This is a genomic window from Dehalococcoidia bacterium (genome assembly GCA_030018455.1).
In the GTDB taxonomy this organism is placed as follows: domain Bacteria; phylum Chloroflexota; class Dehalococcoidia; order DSTF01; family JALHUB01; genus JASEFU01.
Map to the genome: position 1 here is coordinate 1 of JASEFU010000009.1, position 14,564 is coordinate 14,564.

At 66.5% G+C, this 14,564-nt stretch carries 12 protein-coding genes; 8 read left to right on the top strand and 4 right to left on the bottom strand.

Translation table 11 applies throughout. The features are described 5' to 3' along the window. The first annotated feature begins 126 nt into the window (after positions 1–126). Complete coding sequence (locus tag QME71_09750) at positions 127–348, top strand: hypothetical protein (protein MDI6858582.1); 222 nt, start codon at positions 127–129, stop codon at positions 346–348. A 43-nt stretch (positions 349–391) separates the two neighbouring features. Here the strand turns inward: QME71_09750 and QME71_09755 are convergent, their stop codons facing one another. The 3 genes from QME71_09755 to QME71_09765 all read right to left on the bottom strand — a co-directional run bounded on the left by QME71_09755 (position 392) and on the right by QME71_09765 (position 5,048). Continuing rightward, entirely contained in the window at positions 392–1,147 is a 756-nt protein-coding gene (locus QME71_09755) for an SGNH/GDSL hydrolase family protein (protein MDI6858583.1), read from the bottom strand. 25 nt (positions 1,148–1,172) lie between these two features. After that, the gene (locus tag QME71_09760; protein ID MDI6858584.1) at positions 1,173–2,699 is read right to left on the bottom strand and encodes a YifB family Mg chelatase-like AAA ATPase; all 1,527 of its coding nucleotides are present in this window, start codon (positions 2,697–2,699) and stop codon (positions 1,173–1,175) included. 159 nt (positions 2,700–2,858) lie between these two features. Next, positions 2,859–5,048, bottom strand: coding sequence for a bifunctional (p)ppGpp synthetase/guanosine-3',5'-bis(diphosphate) 3'-pyrophosphohydrolase (locus QME71_09765; GenBank protein ID MDI6858585.1), 2,190 nt, complete (start codon positions 5,046–5,048; stop codon positions 2,859–2,861). Between the two features lie 368 nt (positions 5,049–5,416). Here QME71_09765 and hisS point away from each other — a divergent pair, with 368 nt between their 5' ends. From hisS to prmC, 3 genes are all read left to right on the top strand, one after another. After that, complete coding sequence (gene hisS, locus QME71_09770; GenBank protein ID MDI6858586.1) at positions 5,417–6,700, top strand: histidine--tRNA ligase; 1,284 nt, start codon at positions 5,417–5,419, stop codon at positions 6,698–6,700. A 90-nt stretch (positions 6,701–6,790) separates the two neighbouring features. Continuing rightward, on the top strand, positions 6,791–7,861 hold the full coding sequence (prfA, locus tag QME71_09775; protein MDI6858587.1) for a peptide chain release factor 1: 1,071 nt from the start codon (positions 6,791–6,793) through the stop codon (positions 7,859–7,861). After that, entirely contained in the window at positions 7,858–8,709 is an 852-nt protein-coding gene (prmC, locus tag QME71_09780) for a peptide chain release factor N(5)-glutamine methyltransferase (GenBank protein ID MDI6858588.1), read from the top strand. The genes prfA and prmC overlap by 4 nt, the downstream gene beginning before the upstream one ends. A gap of 160 nt (positions 8,710–8,869) precedes the next feature. On the opposite strand, the gene QME71_09785 is transcribed toward prmC, so the two are convergent. After that, positions 8,870–10,003 (bottom strand): GuaB3 family IMP dehydrogenase-related protein, encoded by a 1,134-nt coding sequence (locus QME71_09785; protein MDI6858589.1) that lies wholly within the window; start codon positions 10,001–10,003, stop codon positions 8,870–8,872. Between the two features lie 211 nt (positions 10,004–10,214). On the opposite strand from QME71_09785, the gene rsmI reads away from it, so the two are divergent. Genes rsmI through QME71_09805 form a run of 4 tightly spaced genes read left to right on the top strand, consistent with a single transcriptional unit; the run spans position 10,215 to position 14,564 of the window. Continuing rightward, complete coding sequence (gene rsmI, locus QME71_09790) at positions 10,215–11,045, top strand: 16S rRNA (cytidine(1402)-2'-O)-methyltransferase (GenBank protein MDI6858590.1); 831 nt, start codon at positions 10,215–10,217, stop codon at positions 11,043–11,045. Positions 11,046–11,105: 60 nt separating this feature from the next. Further along, positions 11,106–12,770, top strand: coding sequence for a methionine--tRNA ligase (metG, locus tag QME71_09795; protein ID MDI6858591.1), 1,665 nt, complete (start codon positions 11,106–11,108; stop codon positions 12,768–12,770). After that, positions 12,736–13,599 (top strand): TatD family hydrolase, encoded by an 864-nt coding sequence (locus QME71_09800; GenBank protein ID MDI6858592.1) that lies wholly within the window; start codon positions 12,736–12,738, stop codon positions 13,597–13,599. Before metG ends, QME71_09800 begins: the two co-directional genes overlap by 35 nt. Next, on the top strand, positions 13,596–14,564 hold the full coding sequence (locus QME71_09805; GenBank protein MDI6858593.1) for a polyprenyl synthetase family protein: 969 nt from the start codon (positions 13,596–13,598) through the stop codon (positions 14,562–14,564). The genes QME71_09800 and QME71_09805 overlap by 4 nt, the downstream gene beginning before the upstream one ends.

A 14,564-nucleotide genomic window follows, 5' to 3' on the forward strand; every position in this document is an offset into this window, starting at 1 on the left:
TGAATCGCATAGTGACACCATTCTAGGTGTCACCAATGTTTCTGAACGAGCACAGGCACTTGTGTTATACTGCGATCCGGGGAATGCTAGAGAGCGCTAGCGGTAGCGACAAGTCGAGGGAACATGATGCCGGCGTTTAAGACGAGGGTGATCCGCAGGCCGAAGGCGGGTACCCGCCCGATTCTGGTCTTGCACAAGGCGCCAGCCTTACGAGGGCATAACGGCAGCGACAAGTACCTGTGCGGAGGCTGCGGTGCTACCCTCCTCGAGGCCATCGCTGAAGGAGTCGATTTCGGCGAAATCGCGCTGAAGTGCCCGGTCTGCGGCGCCTTCAGCGAGCTGCAGTAGACCCTGCCGCTGACTTCTCTACCCCGCAGTCTTTCCGATCTGCTCACTGGCCGCCGGTTCGCGGGCATTCTCTTTCGTAGGGCCGTTCCGGCGGTCGCTTCAGCTCATCGCGAAGCTCCTCGAGGTAGACCCGCGCGATCAGGGCGTGCCCCGCGTCCGCCGGATGAAACGAGTCGCCGCGATAGGGAGGCAGGAACGAGGGGTCTTCGGCACTGGAGACGAAGCCCTCTCTTAGCTTTGTGGCCGACCACAGATCGGCTACCCCCACGTCCTTCTTCGCAGCCTCCTGCTTGATCACCTCCGATAGCAGGGCCGCCTTCTCGTACGCAGGGCTGTCGCGCTCCCACCCCAACCACGGCACGGTGCCGGCCACGACCACGGTGCCGTCACCGGCGACGCAATCGAGAATCTGGCCGTACAGTCTCCTGAAGACGCCTTCCGTGATGTCCCCCGCCGCCACGCTGTGCACGCCGAACTCGACGATGACGACATCCGGGTCCGTCGCCATCGCGTTAACGGTGACCGGCAGGTTGGTGTTCGGATCGACGGAGATGAAGAGCTGGCTTTGCGTCCGCAGCCCTTCATCGTTGAGGCCCGCTTCGACGATAGCGTGAAAAGTGTTCGAAGGACGGGAGGCGAGATAGCCGATGGTGATGCTATCGCCGAGGAAGACGATGCTGGCGTGGCCTCCGTTGAACTCGGCGATGCGCCCATCTTCGGACCGGCAACCCGACAGCGAAAGGAGGGCGATGAGCAGGAGGAGAACGAAGGCCGCCGGACACGCTCTTTTCGGACTCATCTCAACGTCCTGCCGCCGCCCGTCGCTAGGCGCCGCGTTGGCGGTACTGCACCGCCTCCGCCAGGTGTTGGGAGGCGATCACCTCCGAGCCGGCAAGATCGGCTATCGTGCGCGCCAGTTTCAAGACGCGGTGGAACGCCCGCGCCGACAGATTTAGCTGCGTCATCGCCAGCCGCAGCAGCGCCTGCGCCGGCTCCGCCAGTTGCCTCTGGCAGTACTCGCGCACCTCGACGGGGGTCATCTCGGCGTTGCACCTGATGCGCGTACCCTCGAACCGGGCCGCCTGTCTCTGCCGCGCCGCCTCCACCCGTTGCCGCACGCTCTCCGAGGGCTCGCCCGCGCTGTCGCCCGCCAGCTTTTCGTAGTCCACGCGCGGCACCTCGACGAAGATGTCGATGCGGTCGAGCAACGGCCCTGAAATTCGCTTTTGATAACGGCTGACGGTCGAATTTGCGCAGGTGCACTCCTTCGTCGGGTCGCCGTAGAAGCCGCAGGGACAGGGGTTCATGGCGGCGATAAGCATGAAGTTGGCGGGAAACGTCACCGTCCCCTGAGCGCGGCTGATGGTGACGACGCGGTCCTCCAGCGGCTGGCGCAGCACCTCGAGACCGGCCTGCCCGAACTCCGGCAGCTCGTCGAGGAAGAGGACGCCGCGGTGGCTGAGGGTGATCTCGCCCGCGCGGGGCTGGCGTCCGCCGCCGACGAGCCCAGCGTGCGATATCGTGTGGTGGGGCGCACGGAACGGCCGCTGCCTGATGAGCGGCGTCTCCGGCGGCAGCAGCCCGCTCACGCTGTATATGCGCGTCACCTCCAGCGCCTCGTCGGTGTTCATCGAGGGCAGGATCGACGGCATCGAACGCGCGAGCAGTGTCTTGCCGGCGCCGGGCGGCCCCGTCATAAGGACGTTATGGCCACCGGACGCCGCGACCTCGAGCGCGCGCTTCACGTGCTCCTGTCCCTTGATGTCGGCGAAGTCGACGCCCTCCCACAGCGGCGGCATCGCCTGCGCGTCCGTCGCGTCGCAGACGAACGGCGCTATCGGCTCGTACGCCGCCAGGTGCGCCGCAAGCTGCGCCAGGCCGGCCACGGGGATCACGCGCACCCCCTCGATGAGGGCGGCCTCGCGCGCGTCGGCGGCGGGAACGTAGACGGTGCCGATGCCCTGCTCTTTCGCCAGCGCGACCATCGACAGGATGCCGTGGGCGTGACGCACCTGGCCGTCGAGCGAGAGCTCGCCGAGGAGGAGGCAATCGGAGAGATCGGCGGCCACCTGCCCCGAGGCAACGAGTATCCCGACGGCGATAGGCAGGTCATAGGCGGGGCCTTCTTTTCGCAGATCGGCGGGGGCGAGGTTAACGGTGATGCGCTTCTGCGGGAACTGGAGTCCGGAGTTGCGGACGGCGGAGCGGACGCGCTCCTTCGCCTCCTGGACGGCGGCGTCAGGAAGGCCGACGATGTAGAAGGCGGGGAGGCCGGACGCTATGTCGACCTCGACCTCGACGATTGCCCCATCGAGTCCGACGACGGCGCAGGAGAGGACTTTGGCGAGCATCGGCCCTATTTATCGCATAGGGCAAGGCGCTCAGGCAAGTAGCCGGGAGTTCTAGCGAAAATGAAAGGGCAGGCATCTTGCCCGCCTCACCGACGCTGGACGGCCCTGAAGCCACGCGTTTATCCGTTTCCTATCCGTTGATAGGAAGCCGGTTGCCCGCTACTTTGAGGCGCTTTGACGCGGCGACCCCTCGACGTGCCGGTCGACGGAGAAGACGCCGCGCACCCGCTCCAGTTTCCCCAAGAGGCGAGTCAGCTGGTCGACGCCTGTGGTCTGGAGCGTTATGTAAACACTTGTCGTCCGGTCGTCGTGCTCCTGCGTCCGCACAGCCACCATGTTTACCTTCTCTTCGGCCACGATCGTGCCGATGTCGCGCAGCAGCCCCACGCGGTCCCACGCCTCGATGCGCACCGCGACGGGGTACAGGCGGCTCGTGCGCCCCCACTGCACGTCGACCAACCGCTCGACCTCCGTTTCGTAACGCACGTTGTGGCAGTCCTGCCGGTGCACGGTCACGCCGCGGCTGCGCGTGACGTAGCCGATGACCGGGTCGCCGGGGACGGGGTTGCAGCAGCGGGCAAGCTGGGTGAGGAGGTCGCCCGTGCCCAGCACTTCGATGCTCGACGTGTAGACGGGGCCCGGCGGCGCCTCCACCGATGGTTCTGCCGGCGCCTCCTCCTGGATGAGCGGCGCCAGCCGCACCGCGACCTGGTGCAGGCTGACCCCGCCGTAGCCGATGGCCGCCAGCAGTTCGTCCATATCGTCGTACTTGAAGCCGTCGATGAGGTGGGGCTGCGCTTCCGCCAGCGTCAGGCCGAGGCGTCGCAGTTCCCTGACCAGCATGTCGCGGCCGCGCTCGACGTTTATCGCCCGCTCCTGGCGCTTGAACCAGGCGCGCACCTTCTCGCGCGCGTGGCTGGTCATGATGTAGCCGAGGTTCGGGTTCAGCCAGTCGCGCGAGGGCCCGCGCGGCGTCTTGCTGGTCATGATCTCGACCACGTCGCCGTTCTGGAGCTGGTAGTTCAGCGGAACGAGGCGTCCGTTGACGCGCGCCCCGATGCAGCGGTGCCCGACGTCGGTGTGGATGCGGTACGCGAAGTCGATGGGCGTGGAGCGGACAGGCAGGTCCTTCACCTCGCCCTTCGGCGTGTAGACGAACACCTGGTCCTGGAAGATATCGGTCTTCACCAGCTCGACGAAGTCGTCGGCGGCGGCCATTTCGCGCTGCCACTCCAGGAGCTGCCGTATCCACGACACCTGCTCCTCGAAGTGGAGGTCGCCCTTGCCGCCCGCCTTGTAGCGCCAGTGAGCGGCCACGCCGTACTCGGCCAGGCGGTGCATCTCGTGGGTGCGTATCTGCACCTCGAGAGCGCGCGCCCCCATGCACAGGACGGTCGTGTGGAGCGAGCGGTAGACGCCCTCCTTAGGATTGGCGATATAGTCGTCGAACTGGCCCGGGATAGGATGCCACAGGTTGTGGACGACACCGAGGGCGCGGTAGCAATCGGCCTCCGTCTCCACGAGCACCCGTAGGGCCAGCAGGTCGTAGATCTCGTTGAAGGTCTTGCCCTGGGCGGCGTACTTTTCCATCTTCTGATAGATGCTGTAGATGTGCTTCGCGCGGCCCTGCACGTCCGCCTCGACGCCGTGCTTTTCCAGCTCCGCCTTGAGGATGCCCTCGACCTGCGCCACATACTTCTCGCGCGCGCTGCGGCTGGACGCGAGGAGGTTCGCGATGGCGCGGTAACGTTCAGGGTTGAGGTAGCGGAAGGAAAGGTCTTCCAGCTCGCGGCTTATTTGCCAGATGCCGAGCCGGCTCGCCAGCGGGGCATATATCTCCATCGTCTCCTGCGCCACCCGAAGCTGCTTCTCAGGCGGCAGCGCGTACAGCGTGCGCATGTTGTGCAACCGATCGGCGAGCTTGATGATCACCACGCGGATGTCCTTGGCCATGGCGAGGAACATCTTGCGCAGGTTCTCCGCCTGCGCCGCTTTGTCGCCCACGCGCTCGTCGGGGGCCTTCCAGGCGATCTTCTCCAGCTTGCTGCCGCCGTCGACGAGCCGCGCGACGTCCCTGCCGAACCGCTTAACCAGCTCGGCGTTGGGGACGCCGCAGTCCTCCGTGACATCGTGGACGAGGGCGGCGGCGACGGCAGTCGCGTCGAGCTGGAGGTCGACGACCGTGTTCGCCGTATCGAGAGGATGGGTGATGTAAGGATCGCCGGTCTTGCGCACCTGGTCGCGGTGGCACTCTTCCGCGAACCGGTAAGCGCTTTCGATGAGGGCGATATTGCCGTCGGGGATGTATTCCCGCGCCTTGTCGAGCAGCTCGTCTATTGAGGCAACCATGCGACTATCCGGAGTCTAGCGTTCCAAGTACTAATGTACCATATCCGAGGCAGACGGCGGGCATCCTGCCGTTCCCGTGCTTTCGCCGCGCCCGGCATAGGGGAAGCGTCCGACGTGGTCGCCGCAACACGAGCGCCTACCTTCCCACCCGCCCGCCCCCAAACGTCTCGGCGGACCCCCCGGACCCCGGCAAAGGGGACTCCCCTCTGCACTCTCCCTGCTTGCGCCCCGGCCAACCCCGGGGACGCCGGCTGGTTGGGCCATCCCATCGTCCACGCATCGCACGCTGACCCTGAGCGTGGCGCTTTACAGTGCGCCCCCGCTCCGATATGCTGAATCCGCTCGAACACCTAAGCGAGGAGCCACGTTTGCCCCACTTCTCCGTGCCGCGCGGCACAGCGGATGTCCTGCCGAAGGACCAGCCCTACTGGCAACGGGCGATAGGCGAGGCCGAAAGACTGAGCCGCCTCTATGGCTATCAGCGCATCGACACGCCCATCTTCGAAGAGGCGGCCCTCTTCGAGCGCGGTGTCGGTGACGCGACAGACATCGTCCAGAAGGAGATGTACGTGTTCGAGGACCGCAGCGGCCAACGCATGGCCCTTCGCCCCGAGGGGACGGCCAACGTCTGCCGCGCCTACCTGCAACACGGCATGTACAACCGCACCCAGCCCGTCCGTCTCTACTACATCGCGCCCACCTTCCGCTACGAGCGGCCGCAGGCGGGCCGACAACGCCAGCACACCCAGTTCGGCTGCGAGGCGATCGGCGAGGACGACCCGGCAATCGACGCCGAGCTAATCGAGCTGCTCTGGCAACTGTACGAGAACCTGGAGCTGCGCGATCTCGTCCTGCTGCTCAACAGCATCGGCGACCCCGAGTGCCGCGCCGGCTACCTGAATGCCCTGCAAGACCACTATCGCGGCCTGATCGATACTGTTTGCCGCGATTGCCGCGAGCGCGTCGAGCGCAACCCCTTGCGCCTCCTCGACTGCAAGCAGGAAAGCTGTCAGCCGGTCATCGCCTCCGCGCCCTCCATCCTCGATTACCTTTGCCCCGCCTGCCGCGAGCACTTCGACAGTCTGCGCCGCTACCTCGATGCGCTGGGCGTGCCTTACGAGATCGAGCCCCGCCTCGTGCGCGGCCTCGACTACTACACCCGCACCGTGTTCGAGATACAGCCCCGGGGCGGCGGCGCGCAGAGCACCGTCGGCGCCGGCGGACGCTACGACCGCCTCATCGAAGAACTGGGCGGCAGGCGCACCCCCGGCATCGGCTTCGCGGCCGGCATCGAGCGCATAGTGCTGAATATGAAGCGACAAAAGGCGCCCGTGCCGCCGCAGCCGACGCCCGATGTCTACGTCGCCTACCAGGTCAAAGAAGCGAAAACGGAGGCGCTTGCTCTCGCCGCCCGTCTGCGCCGCGAAGGGGTGTCGGCGGTCGTGGCCACGGGCGGCCGCAGCCTCCGCGCGCAGATGCGCCACGCCGACGCGCTGAAAGCGAGGTGGGCCGTAATCCTCGGTCAGCGCGAGCTTGCCGCCGGCACCGTCCAGCTACGGAACATGACCGACGCCTCTCAGCGCGAGCTGACACGCGAAGAGGCGGTCGCTTTTCTGGGCCGCGCTGCCGCGGACCCGCAGTCGCCGGCATAGCCGTCGACGGCCGCGCCGCCTCTCGCTGTGCTATAATTCGAGTGAATCGGGCCCCGATGCGTCGGGGTTCGCTCACGTATGGACAGAAGAATGCTCGATAGATTACGCGGACTCGTCAACCGCTACGAAGAGATAACGGCGGAAATGGGCCGTCCGGAGGTCGCGTCCGACTACGAACGGCTGCAGACGCTCGCCCGCGAGCGCGCCTCGCTGGAAGAAATCGTGGCGCTCTACCAGGACTATGAGCAGGCCGAGGCGGGCATCCAGCAGGCGCGCGACCTGCTGGAAGAGAGCCAGGAGCAGGAATTGAGGGACCTCGCGCGCGAGGAGCTGGAGCGGCTGAACGAGCGGAAGGAGGCGCTCACGGAGCGCATCAGGAAGGCGCTGGTGCCGCCTGACCCCCGCGACGAGAAGAGCGTCATCATGGAGATACGCGCCGGTACCGGCGGAGAGGAGGCCGCCCTGTTCGCTGCCGACCTCTTCCGCATGTACACGCGCTACGCCGACCGCCACAACTGGGGCGTCGAGGTCATGTCTCGCAGCGAAAGCGGCGTCGGCGGCTTCAAGGAGATCATTTTCGAGGTGAAAGGCCGCGGCGCCTTCTCGCGCCTCAAGTATGAGAGCGGCGTCCATCGCGTGCAGCGCGTGCCGCTGACGGAGGCGCAGGGGCGCATCCACACCTCGACAGCCACCGTTGCCGTTCTGCCGGAAGCCGAAGAGGTCGACGTGAAAATAAACGAGGACGAGCTTCGCGTCGACATCTTCCATAGCGGCGGGCCTGGCGGCCAAAACGTCCAAAAGGTGGCCACCGCCGTTCGCCTCACCCACATCCCAACGGGGATCGTCGTCGTCTGCCAGGACGAGCGCTCGCAGTGGAAGAACCGTGTGCGCGCCATGGCCGTTCTGCGCGCGCGCCTGCTCGACGCGGAGCAGCGACGCCAGGCAGAGGAGATCGGCGCCACGCGGCGCTCGCAGGTCGGCACGGGCGAGCGCGCCGAAAAGATACGCACCTATAACTTCCCCCAGGACCGCGTGACCGACCATCGCGTGGGGTTGACGCTGCACAACCTGCAGGGCATCCTCGACGGCGACATCGACCCCATAATCGACGCCGTCGCCACCGAAGAGCAGGCGCGGCTGCTGGAGGAACAGCTCGTGTGACGCTGGCGGAAGCGCTTCACGCCGCCGAGAACAGGCTGGCGGCCGCCGGCATCGAGGACGCGGCCATCGAAGCCGAGGTGCTACTGCGCCATGTCTTGCAGTGGGACCGCCCGCACCTCTATGCCCGTCTCCAGCAGGAGATATCGCCCGAGCGGGACGAGCGCTTCCGCAAGCTCATCGAACGGCGGCTGGCCCGCGAGCCCACGCCCTACATCACCGGCCACAAGGAGTTCTTCGACCTTGACCTGGAGACCACTCCCGTCGCGCCTATCCCGCGCCCGGAGACAGAGCTGCTGGTGGAGGAGGCGCTCCGGTGGGCGGGCGAAAGAGCGCAACCGCTGATCGTTGTCGACGTGGGCACGGGCTGCGGCGCGCTCGCCGTCGCCATTGCCTATCACCTGCCGGACGCCCTCGTCTACTGCACCGACCTCTCGGCGGGAGCGCTGGCGCTTGCGGGTCGCAACGCCGGGCTGCTGGGGGTGAAGCGGCGGATGCGCTTCCTCCAGGGCGACCTGCTGGAGCCGCTGCCCGAGCCCGCCGACCTCATCGTAGCCAATCTGCCTTATGTAAAGACCAGCGTGTGGGACGCGCTACAGCCGGAGATCCGCGACCACGAGCCGCGCCCGGCGCTCGACGGCGGGCCGGAGGGGACGGAGGTGCTGGAGCGCTTCCTGCGGCAGGCGCCGCCGTATCCGAAGCGGCCGGGGCTGCTGCTGGCGGAGATCGGCTGGGACCAGGGGGAGCGGTTGCGGGCAGTGGCCCGCGAGCGCTTCCCGGACGCGCACATCGAAGTGAAGAAAGACCTCGCCGGGCTCGACCGCGTGCTGGTAATCGAGCTGGCAGGGTGATGTAGAGGAGGGCTTTAGCCCTCAACATCGTCGCGTACGGGTCACACGCATGTCGCCGCAAGAGGGGCTACGGGCTCTCGGCAGCGATGGGCCATTCGCTGTGTAGCGGCGTGGAAGGCTGAAGCCTTCCGCTACATTCCGGAACAGAGTTCCCCGGCCGCTACGACGAGGCGAAGGTGCGGCCTTCCGTCTTAATCGCGGGCGCGATCATCAGCTCTACCTGCTGGAACTCGCGCACGTTCCCCGCGCCGCATACGCCCAGCGCAGTGCGCAGGATGCCCGCCAGGTTCTCCGTGCCGTCGCTGCGCGAAGTGGGGCCGTGGAGTATCTTCTTCAAATTGTTGCGCACGCCCACCGTCACCCTCGTGCCGCGCGGCAGCTCGGGGTGCGGCGCCGACATCCCCCAGTGATGGCCGCGCCCGGGCGCTTCCTCGGCGCTGCTCAGCAGGGTGCCGAGCATGACCGCGTCGGCGCCGGCGGCAAACGCCTTGCACAGGTCGCCGCCGCTGTGGATGCCGCCGTCGGTGATGATGGGCACGTAGCGTCCGCTCTCGCGGAAGTAGGCGTTGCGGGCGGCCGCGCAGTCGATGGTCGCCGTGACCTGCGGCACGCCGATCCCCAGCACCTCGCGCGTGGTGCAGATGCAGCTCGGCCCCACGCCGACGAGCACGCCCGCCACTCCCGTCTCCATCAATTCCTTGCAGGGCCCGAAGCTCACCGTGTTACCGACGACGACGGGCACCGGTAGCTGCTGGCAGAGCTTCTCGAAACGCAGGCCCTCGAGGCTGCGGGAAATGTGGCGCGCCGTCGTCACCGTCGACTGCACGAAGAAGACATCGACGCCCGCTTCGACGGCCAACGGCGCGAACTTCTTGGCGTTCGCCGGCGTGCAGGAGACGGCGCTGAGGGCGCCCGCACTCTTCACCTGCCTGATCCGCTCGCCGATGAGCGCGGGTTTCACGGGCTGCGAGTATATGCGCTGCAGCAACGCACCCACTTCGTCGATCCGCGCCGACGCGATCTCGGCCAGGACGCCTTCAGGGTCTTCGTAGCGCGTCTGTACGCCCTCCAGGTTGAGCACGGCCAGCCCGCCAAGCTGATTGAAGACAACGGCAGAGCGTGGATCGACGATGGCGTCCATCGCGGCGGCGATGAACGGCAGGGGCAGCTTGATGTCTCCGAGACTGAAGGAGATATCGGTAAGCTCAGGATTAAGGGTTACGTCGCCGGGAACTATGGCGACCTCGTCGAAGCCGTACGCCCGGCGCATTTGTTTAGCCCCGGGGGGCGCCATGGCCTCTTCCCGGGGCTCGACAGTCGGAACCAGCGATGCCGGTACCCGCGCCGGGACATCTTGCCAGCCGATGTCCCTCATTTGCTCCCCCCTCCCTCAGAGGTGCTTTTCAAAGACTTTATCAAAGAGCGGGGGAGAGGTCAATGGTAAACAACCCCTGATCGTTTATAATATTGCAACGATTAGACGAATAATCAATTTATGTAAAACGATGGGGAAACTTTTCCTGGTCGCGACGCCAATCGGCAACCTGGAGGACATCACCCTCCGCGCCCTGCGCACCCTCCGCGAGGTCAGTCTGATCGCCGCCGAGGATACCCGCACCACCCGCAAGCTCCTCTCACACTACGATATCCACACACCGGTAACCAGCTACAACGACGACAACAAGGCGAAGAAGACGCCCTTCGTCCTCCAGCGCCTGAGCGAAGGCGACGTCGCTCTCGTATCGGAGGCAGGGACGCCCGGAATAAGCGATCCCGGCCGGGAGCTGGTGGCGGCCGCGAACGCAGCGGGCGTGCAGGTCGTGCCCGTGCCCGGGCCGTCGGCGGTGACGGCGGCGATCGCGGCCTCCGGCGTCGGCCCGCGCGGGTTCACGTTCGTCGGCTTTCCGCCGCGGCAGGCCTCCCAGCGCCGGCGCCTGTTCCACTCGCTTCGAGACAGGGACGAGACGCTCGTCCTCTTCGAGGCGCCGCACCGCCTGATCGGGACGCTCGCCGACCTGCGCTCGGAGCTGGGCGACCGCCGGGTAGTCGTCTGCCGCGAGCTGACGAAGCTCCACGAAGAAGTCTTTCGCGGCCGCGTCTCGGAGGCGCAGGAGCGCTTTCGCGAGCCGCGGGGCGAGTTCACGCTCGTCGTCGCCCCGCCTGAGGAAGGGCAGGTGCCGGAGCAGGGCGATCGGCAGGACGAAGCGGCGATCATCGAAGAAATGCGCCGGTTGCGCGACGAGGGCAGGAGCGCACAGGAAACGATGCGGCTGCTCTCGGAGCGACACAGCGTATCGCGACGGCGGCTCTACCGCCTCTGGCTGGGGCTACAGTAGGTTTCTCAGAACGGTGCGGCTGGTATATTAGTACATGGTAGCGATGCGGGAAGGACGCCAATGCCTGAGAAGATATTCATCGGAGTGGCCTGGCCCTACGCCAACGGCTCGCTGCACCTGGGCCAGATAGCCGGCGCCTACCTGCCGCCCGACATCTTCGCGCGCTATCACCGCGTGAAAGGCAACCGCGTGCTAATGGTGTCGGGCAGCGACCAGCACGGCACCCCTATCACCGTCCGCGCCGCCGAGGAAGGCGTCAGCCCGACGGAGATCGCGTCCCGCTTCCACGAGGAGTTCGTCGACTCGTGGCGGCGCCTCGGCATCGCCTTCGATCTGTATACCACGACAGGCACGGCTAACCACGCCGCCGTCGTCCAGGATATGTTCAGCCGGCTGCTCCAAAACGGCGACATCTACCGGGAGAAGATGCGCCTCCCCTACTGCACCGTCGAGCAGCGCTTCCTCCTCGACCGCTACGTCATCGGCGTGTGCCCCATCTGCGGCTACCCCGACGCCCGCGGCGACCAGTGCGACAACTGCGGCAACGTGCTTGATCCCAACGATCTGCTGGACGCGCACTGCCGCTTCGACGGCTCCGTGCCGGAGACGCGCGAGTCGGAGCACTTCTTCCTGCGTCTCAGCGCCTACAACGAGCGCCTCAAGGCCTGGCTATCAGAGGACAAGGCGCACTGGCGCAAGAACGTCCTTAACTTCTCGCTGGGGGTGCTCCAGCAGGGGCTCCGCGACAGGGCGATAACGCGCGACCTCGAATGGGGGATCAAGATACCTGTCGAGGGGTTCGAGGACAAGCGCATCTACGTCTGGTTCGAGAACGTCATCGGCTACCTGTCGGCGGCGAAGGAATGGGCGCAGCGCCGCGGCGAGCCCGAGGCCTGGCGCGAGTTCTGGCAGGACCCGGAGTGCAAGAGCTACTACTTCATCGGCAAGGACAATATCTGGTTCCACACCCTTAGCTGGCCGGCGATGCTCATGATGTACGGCGGCCTCAACCTCCCCTACGACGTCCCCGCGAACCAGTACTTGAATTTCGGCGGCGGCAAGGCATCGACGAGCCGCGGCACGGCGCCGTTCCTCCCCGATTACCTGGCGAAATACGACCCCGACCCGCTCCGCTACTATCTCACCGCCATCATGCCGGAGACAGCCGACAGCGACTTCAGCGAGGTCGCGCTGGTGCGCCGCAACAACGACGAGCTGCTGGCTACCTGGGGCAACCTGGTGCACCGCGTGGTCACGTTCACCTACCGCCGCTTTGACGGCAAGGTGCCGGAGCCGGGCTATCTGGACGCTGAGAGCCGCGCGCTGCTTTCCCGCGCAGAGACGGCCCTGCAAGAGGAGGGCGATCATCTGGCCGCCTGCCGCTTTCGCGCCGGACTGGCGAGCGCGATGTCGCTGGCCCAGGACGCGAACCGCTACCTGGAAGAGAAATCGCCCTGGCGGCGGATCAAGGAAGACCCGCTAGAGGCGGCAACCGCCCTTCACACGGCCATAAGTGTGATCAATACCCTGAAGACCGCTTTCTACCCCTACCTGCCCTTCACCTCGGAGCGGTTGCACGGCTATTTGGGGCAGGAAGGGGACGTGACCGCGGCCGGCTGGCAGGTCCGCGCCGTCGAGCCGGGGACGCCCCTCCGCGAGCCGGAGCCCCTGTTCAAGAAGCTGGAGCCGCTTGTCACCGAAGAAGAGGAGGCGCCGCCTGCCTGACATGGACGTCGTCTTCGATTCCCACGGCCACCTTCAGCTCGCCGCTTTCGACAGGGACCGCGACGCCGTGCTCGAACGAGCGCGGGATGCGGGTGTGTCGGGAAGCGTAGTCGTCGGCATCGACGGCGAGAGCAATCGGCGCGCCGTCGCCCTCACCAAGCGCCACCCGGACGTCTTCGCGGCGGTCGGCTTCCACCCCCACGAGGCGAAGTCGTTTGACGGCGAAGCGCTCCACCTGCTAAGGGAGCTAGCTCAGGCGCCGGGCGTCGTCGCCATCGGGGAGACCGGCTTCGATTTCTACCGCAATCTTTCCCCTCGCGCCGACCAGGAGCGGGCGTTCCGCGCCCATCTGGAACTGGCGGCGGAACTGGGTCTGCCGGTGATTATCCACGCGCGGCAAGCGGAGAAGGAGACGCTCGCCGCGCTCAGAAGCTGGACGAATAGCAATCCGGCGCTCTCGCGGCCGCTCGGCGTGCTCCACTGCTTCGCAGGCAGCGCGGAGTCGGCGAGGGCCTACTTCGAGATGGGCTTCCTCATCTCCGTCGCCGGGAACGTCACCTACCCCAACGCGGCCCACCTTCGATCGGTCGTCGCGGCGGTGCCCCTCGAGCGTCTGGTCGTCGAAACCGACTGCCCGTTTCTGGCGCCGCAGAGCCGGCGCGGCAGGCGTAGCGAACCCGCGGACGTAGTCGAGACGGCGAAGGCGGTTGCGGCTATCCAGGACGTTACCTTCGGCGAGGTCGCACGGGCGACGACCGACAACGCGCGCGCTCTGTTCCGCATCACTGCCCGCGAGCCGGTGTCGGGCCGACGAGGTGGCGCGGCGTGAAAGCGATCTCCAGCCTCTACGCCCCAATCCGTCGGGAGCTGGCGGGCGTCGAAGAGACGCTTCAGCGGGTGGCCAGGCCCGACAGCCCCTGGCTGGCCGAGATGCTGTCGGCCGTTCTCTTCAAGGGCGGCAAACGGATGCGGCCGGCGGTGGCGCTGCTCTCCGGCAAGTTCGGCGATTCCGCGGATGCGCCGTCCGTGCCGCTGGCGGCGGCGCTCGAACTCCTCCACACGGCGAGTCTGGTGCACGACGACATCATCGACAGCGCCGGCATGAGACGCGGCCGGCCGACGGCCAGCAGCCTGTTCGATAATCACTCCGCGGTCGTGCTGGGCGACTACATATTCGCGGTAGCGGCCGTGCTGGTGGCACAGACCGGCAATGTCGAAGTAACCAGCCTGTTCGCGCAGACAATGATCGCCATGGCGCAAGCGGAGTTGAGCGAGGACAGGTCTGCCTTCCAATACTACCAGAGCCTTGACGACTATCTTCGCCGGATCAACGGCAAGACGGCCTCGCTCTTCGCCGTTGCCGCGCAGGGAGGTGCGCTCGCGGCAAACGCCTCGCGTGCGGTCGTGCAATCGCTTCAGAAGTACGGCGAGAACCTGGGGATGGAGTTCCAGATCGTGGATGATATCCTCGACTTCGACGGCGATGCCGAGGAAATGGGGAAGCCTGTGGGAAGCGACCTCATGCAGGGGACACTGACGCTGCCCTCGCTCCTCCTGGTGCAGCGCTACCCTGAGGACAACCCCGTCAAGCTTCTGTTCGACGCAAGAGGCGGCAGTGAGCTGCTGGCCCGCTCCATCGGGATGGTGAAGGAGTCGGGGATACTCGAGGAGTCGTACGCGGTGGCCAGGGACTATCGCGACCGCGCCTGCCTGTCGCTGCGAGAGCTGCCTCCGGGGGCACCGCGCGACGCTCTCGAGGGGCTAGCCGATTACGTGCTGGAGCGCCGGACGTAG